The following is a 5,334-nucleotide window of genomic DNA, read 5'->3' as shown; positions in this document are numbered from 1 at the left end:
GCAAGCGCTGCGCTCCGCACCAACCTGCTCGGTACGTGTGGTAGGGGGGCTAAACGCTTACCTCCAACATTACGACACTGTCCTTTCTCACAGGGTGGCTGCATGAATGTCGGAAAACTTCTTCAAGGGCGCTTGTCTTGCCATCCAGCAGGAACAGCTCCTGAATGGAGAGATCAAGTACGTTCAGTCGACGACCCGAAAGGCTAGCTCGAAACGACGGGGAAGCAGCTCGCCTTCATCTTGCGTTACCTGAAGATATATCCCACCTTCGATGTGGCAGGCCTCCATTCTGGCTTCGGTTTGAAGTATATGCCCCGCCATAAAGCAGCGTCAATCTCGAATTCCGTCCCGGGAGCCACTGAAAAGTCGTCCGAATCTCGCCCCACTTGTCGCACGACGGACGGTGGCAACTCGCATTCCTTACGGCGAATGACACTGGTCGTGCGCCCGACCGGGACCTTCTCAGACGACCGCCCACGTCCGTGACAGCACCTCCGCCTGCTCCAGGACCGTTGTCGTCGCGGTCGACTACCACGACGATGCGCCAGTTTTCCGGCAGCCACTGCGCCTAGCCGCGCAGGCGGGCCTGCAGTTTGCCCAGGAGGTTGCTCTTGCCCTGGAACGGATGCACCTCGAAGCCACGATCATCAGGTGGCAGGCGCGGCAGCAGAGTGCGCAGAAAGGCCTCCATCGACGGCTCCTCGACCAGGAATTCCAGATGCACTACGGTCATGACTTGTGCGCCCGCAGCGGGCGAGTCGGCGACCCCTGGTCGACCAGCGGATCGCCCACGCCAAGCTGGCCCTCCATCCAGAGATGGCCGAGCAGGGCGCCGTGTTCGACGAAATCGGGCACACCGGGCAGGTCCGACAGGCGCTGCGTCTGCGGGTAACCCTGCTCGTCGCGCCACAGCACGCGCACCACGTGCGACGGCGTGTAGAACTGCCCGCCGCTCTTGCCCTCGGCGCTGACGAAGCGCGCGAGGAAGTACTCGTACACGCGGCCGAGCGTGTCCCTGGCGCGATCGGCGGCGCTGCCCAGCGCGATGCCGCTGACCAGGTTGATGATCTGCCCGAGCCGCTGCTTGTCGAGGCCGGCACGGCCGCAGTCCTTCAGCAGCACGCCCTTGAGTGACGGGTTGTCGCGCTCGATCGCCGCCATCGCGCCGTCGACCAGCGTGCCGATCGTCGCCTGCGGGGCGCTGGCCTTGAGGTACTGCCAGCGCGCTTCCCTGGGAACCCAGAAGATGCTGATGGCACGGCACTCGTCCGGGTCCTCGGGATCGGCGCCATCACCGCGCTGCACCTCCAGTTCGGCGTGCTTGGCCTCGAAAGCGTCGGAGATGTACTTGAGGAAGATCAGGCCGAGGACGACGTGCTTGTACTCGGCGGCGTCCATATTGTTGCGCATCGCGTCGGCGGCGGCCTAGAGTTTGGCCTCGAAGTCGAGCGGCGCGGTGGTGTCATTGACCTTGGCCTTTGCCATGGAGTCCTTCATCGTGTTGCAGCGTATCAGTGGGTTTCACAGGGCCGTGATCGGGAGTGGGGAGAACCTCACGGCTCGCCCGCCCACAGCAACGCGCATACGAGTGAAAAACGCGGCGGTTCGGCAGATCGAGTCCTTTTTGATGACGCCAAGCTTACCGCCACCGCCGCCCATTTGAACCGAAGCATTGTCTGCGACCGTGGTCTCCGCGGAGACGAACGAGCGAGGCGCGCAGCTCGGCCTTGAGTTGGCTGTTGGCTACCTTGGCCAAGTAGGGCTACACTGCACGCACCAAGCGAAAGTCAACAAGGGATTAAAACATGCAATTCAACATGCTCGAAGCGAAAAACCAACTTTCCAAACTAGTGCAGGCCGCGCTGGCGGGCGAGGATGTGGTTATCGCCAACAAGGGTGTACCTGTCGTCAGGCTGGTTAAAGTTGGCGCGCAGGACTCCGCGCGCAAACCAGGCGCATGGTCGGCGCTGCCCAAAGCTCAAGATGATTGGGATACGCCCGTTACAAATGCAGCCATCGCCGATGCACTCGCTGGTAGCGAACTGCCGTGAAGCGATACCTGCTCGACACCCACCTGATCTATTGGTGGATGACAGCCGACACACGTTTGGGCAAAGCCACGCAGGAGATCATCGAACAATCCGAAATCGTTGTAAGCGCTGCCAGCATATGGGAAATGGTGCTGAAAAACGCCAGGGGCAAACTACCTTTGCCGCCAGGCACAATCACCGAACAATTCGAAGCGCAGGATTTTGTCCTGCTGCCGATCTTGCCACGCCACATTGAAGCCGTGCGCAGTCTGGCTTGTGCACACGCTGACCCATTTGACCGACTGCTCATCGCACAGTCCCAAGATGAGCGATTGACGCTGCTGACACGCGATGCGGCGATGCTGGAACTTCGGTTGGATGGGGTCGTGAAGGGATGATGAAGAATCATGGTCTGTCCGTCGGCTACGCCTGTTCACCAGCCAGTTCGAGCAGCGCGCCGAGAACCTTGAAGGTGTTCTTGGCGTATTCGCGGTGCGTCGTGGGGATCACGAAGCGGTCTTCGCAGCTGGTGATCGCCATAATGTGGTACATGTCCTCGACCTCGGCCTGGCTGATGCCCACTTGTGAGGGGGATATCAATTCGAGTCAGACTGTGTTGTTGGCTTTGTTAACAACAGCACTCCGCGTTGGCAAAATTGCTCACGTGAAACCGAATTGATTACCCGCTTCAATGATGCGGCCAATGATGAAACGGGTATTGAGATGGTGGTCTGGCGCCTGCCAGCGCCGGCACCACCCTCCGAGCACTCCTTCAAAGTTGCGCGCATCGGCGCAGGCGGCGTTCAAGGCTGAGTCGTATCAAGGGGAGCGGCTTAATTTCGAATCGGCTGGCGCTTTCTTTTCGCACTTGACTGAGCGTCGATGGGCTTTGGTTCATGCCCTGCAGGGCGCTGGTGAAGTGCCGGTGCGCGAACTGGCGCGCCGCGTTGGCCGCGATGTAAAGCGGGTGCACGAGGACGCAGGGGTACTGGTCGGGTTAGGACTGATCGAGCGCACCGAGCGCGGCGGCCTGCGCTGCCCGTTCAACGATATTCATGTCGACATGCATCTACATCAGGCGGCGTAAAAGACGCTGCCGTTCGGATCGGACGCTTTCGGCGCCGCAGATAAACGCTATTCGCTTATGCCGCTTGACCACCATCGCTGTAATTGGACCCTGAATGCCCGATAAGGAAGCCACAGCCCGTATCAAGATCAACAAACTGCTCGAAGCGGCTGGCTGGCGTTTCTTCCAGGATGGCACCGCGCCTGCGAATATCCGCCTTGAACCCAGCGTCACACTCAAGTCAACCGACTTGGACGCGCTCGGCGACAACTTCGAAAAGACCACAAAGGGCTTCGTCGATTTTCTCCTGCTCGACGCGAAGGGCTTCCCGCTGCTCGTCCTCGAAGCCAAAGCTGAGGACAAGAATCCGCTCGTCGCGAAGGAGCAGGCCCGCAAGTACGCCAAGTCGCAGAACTGCCGCTTCGTCATCCTCTCCAACGGCAACCTGCACTACTTCTGGGATCTCGAACGGGGCAACCCGTACGTCATCACTTCGTTTCCGACATCGGACTCGGTCACCGGCTACCAGAAGGTCACCCCCAATCCACAGCGTCTGATCGAAGAGCAGGTGGGCGAGGACTACATCGTTCGCACCCAGCGCCCGAACTACCAATCGGAGGCTGCCTGGCAAAACGAGGCCGAGCGCCCCGGATACGTCCAGACCAACAAGCTGCGCTTTCTCCGGCCCTATCAGCTCAAGGCCATCTACAGGCTTCAGGCCGCAGTCGGCGACGGCAAGGACCGCTTCCTGTTCGAGATGGCTACCGGCACCGGCAAGACACTGACTGCCGCCGCCGTCATCAAGCTGTTTCTCCGTTCCGGCAACGTCCGGCGCGTCCTGTTCTTGGTCGATCGCCTTGAGCTCGAGGACCAAGCCAAGAAAGCCTTCGCAGCGGTGCTGTCCGCCGACTTTCAGACGGTGATCTACAAGGAGAACCGGGACGACTGGCGACGCGCGGAGATTGTCGTCACCACCGTGCAATCCCTGCTGTTCAACAACAAGTACCAGAAGCTCTTCTCGCCGACCGACTTCGATCTCGTCATCTCCGACGAAGCACACCGCTCCATCGGCGGCAATGCCCGCGCCGTCTTCGATTACTTCATCGGCTACAAGCTGGGTCTCACCGCCACGCCGCGCGATTACCTCCGGCGGTTCGACAGATCGAAACCAGGCACCCGCGACCCGCGCGAGGCCGAGCGGCGCCTACTGCTCGACACCTACCGCACCTTCGGTTGCGAGAACAGCCAGCCGACCTTCCGCTACTCCCTGCTCGATGGCGTGAAGGAGGGCTTCCTGATCAATCCGACGGTGGTGGACGCCCGCACCGAGGTCACCACCACGCTGCTTTCCGAAGAAGGCTTCGTCGTCTCGTTCACAGATGACGCCGGCGACGATCAACAGCAGGCCTTCAAGCAACGCGAGTTCGAGAGGCGTTTCTTCGCGGACGCCACCAACCAGCTCCTGTGCAAGACGTTTCTGGAAAACGCTCTGCGCGATCCGGTCAGCGGCGAAATCGGCAAGTCGATCATCTTTGCGGTCAGTCAGAACCACGCCGCCAAGCTGGCGCAGATACTCAATCAAATGGCCGACCGCATGTTCCCCGGCAAGTACCAGTCCGATTTCGCCGTGCAGGTAACCTCCCAGATAGCCGACGCCCAGCAGTTCACCATCAACTTCAGCAACAACAAACTGCTCGGGTCGGGCAACTTCATCCCTGCCTACAAGACCAGCAAGGCGCGTGTCTGCGTGACGGTCGGCATGATGACCACCGGCTACGACTGCACCGACATCCTCAACCTCGGTCTCTTCCGTCCCATCTTTTCGCCCACCGACTTCATCCAGATCAAGGGCCGCGGCACCCGCAAGCACGACTTCCGCGAGCTGCTCTTCGACGACAGCCTGAAGGAAGGCGTGCAGCACCCGGAGAAAACGGCCTTCAAGCTCTTCGATTTCTTCGCCAACTGTGAATACTTCGAAGAAGAATTCAATTACGACGAAGTGCTGAAGCTCCCCGCGCCCAGAGGAATGGGCAACAAGGAAGGGAGCGGTCAAGGCCCGGTGGTCGTGGACGGCACGTATGAGCATCTCGGCACCGACATCCTCGCTTCAATGCGTGTCGAGCAGATCACGTCCGAGGGCATGAAGATCGACCGCATGTTCTTCGAGCAATTCGAGGGTAATCGTTTAGCCCCCCGCTCGCCGGCACCGCCCCTCAATCAGGCGGCAGCCGGTAGCGG

5 protein-coding genes and 1 pseudogene are annotated in these 5,334 nt (G+C 60.4%); 4 read left to right on the top strand and 2 right to left on the bottom strand.

Annotated features, from left to right (window positions below):
* Positions 1-568: 568 nt before the first annotated feature.
* Positions 569-733: a hypothetical protein gene (locus ACCAA_RS02895; RefSeq protein WP_186405752.1), complete on the bottom strand. Its 165-nt coding sequence runs from the start codon at positions 731-733 to the stop codon at positions 569-571.
* 176 nt (positions 734-909) lie between these two features.
* Positions 910-1,485 (bottom strand): annotated as a pseudogene (locus ACCAA_RS02890) (type I restriction-modification system subunit M N-terminal domain-containing protein); the annotation flags it as partial.
* 320 nt (positions 1,486-1,805) lie between these two features.
* Here ACCAA_RS02890 and ACCAA_RS02885 point away from each other — a divergent pair.
* From ACCAA_RS02885 to ACCAA_RS02870, 4 genes are all read left to right on the top strand, one after another.
* Positions 1,806-2,051: a type II toxin-antitoxin system Phd/YefM family antitoxin gene (locus ACCAA_RS02885; RefSeq protein ID WP_186405751.1), complete on the top strand. Its 246-nt coding sequence runs from the start codon at positions 1,806-1,808 to the stop codon at positions 2,049-2,051.
* Positions 2,048-2,428, top strand: a complete 381-nt coding sequence (locus tag ACCAA_RS02880) for a type II toxin-antitoxin system VapC family toxin (RefSeq protein ID WP_186405750.1) — start codon at positions 2,048-2,050, stop codon at positions 2,426-2,428. Before ACCAA_RS02885 ends, ACCAA_RS02880 begins: the two co-directional genes overlap by 4 nt.
* A gap of 380 nt (positions 2,429-2,808) precedes the next feature.
* A complete protein-coding gene (locus tag ACCAA_RS02875) occupies positions 2,809-3,117 on the top strand; it encodes an HVO_A0114 family putative DNA-binding protein (protein ID WP_186405749.1) in 309 nt (102 codons plus the stop codon).
* Positions 3,118-3,211: 94 nt separating this feature from the next.
* On the top strand, positions 3,212-5,334 hold a 2,123-nt coding region (locus tag ACCAA_RS02870; RefSeq protein WP_186405748.1), incomplete at its 3' end, for a DEAD/DEAH box helicase family protein.

This window comes from Candidatus Accumulibacter aalborgensis (assembly GCF_900089955.1).
Taxonomy (GTDB): domain Bacteria; phylum Pseudomonadota; class Gammaproteobacteria; order Burkholderiales; family Rhodocyclaceae; genus Accumulibacter; species Accumulibacter aalborgensis.
Note: the sequence above shows the minus strand (reverse complement) of the source record. Positions and strands in the feature narration are given on the sequence as shown.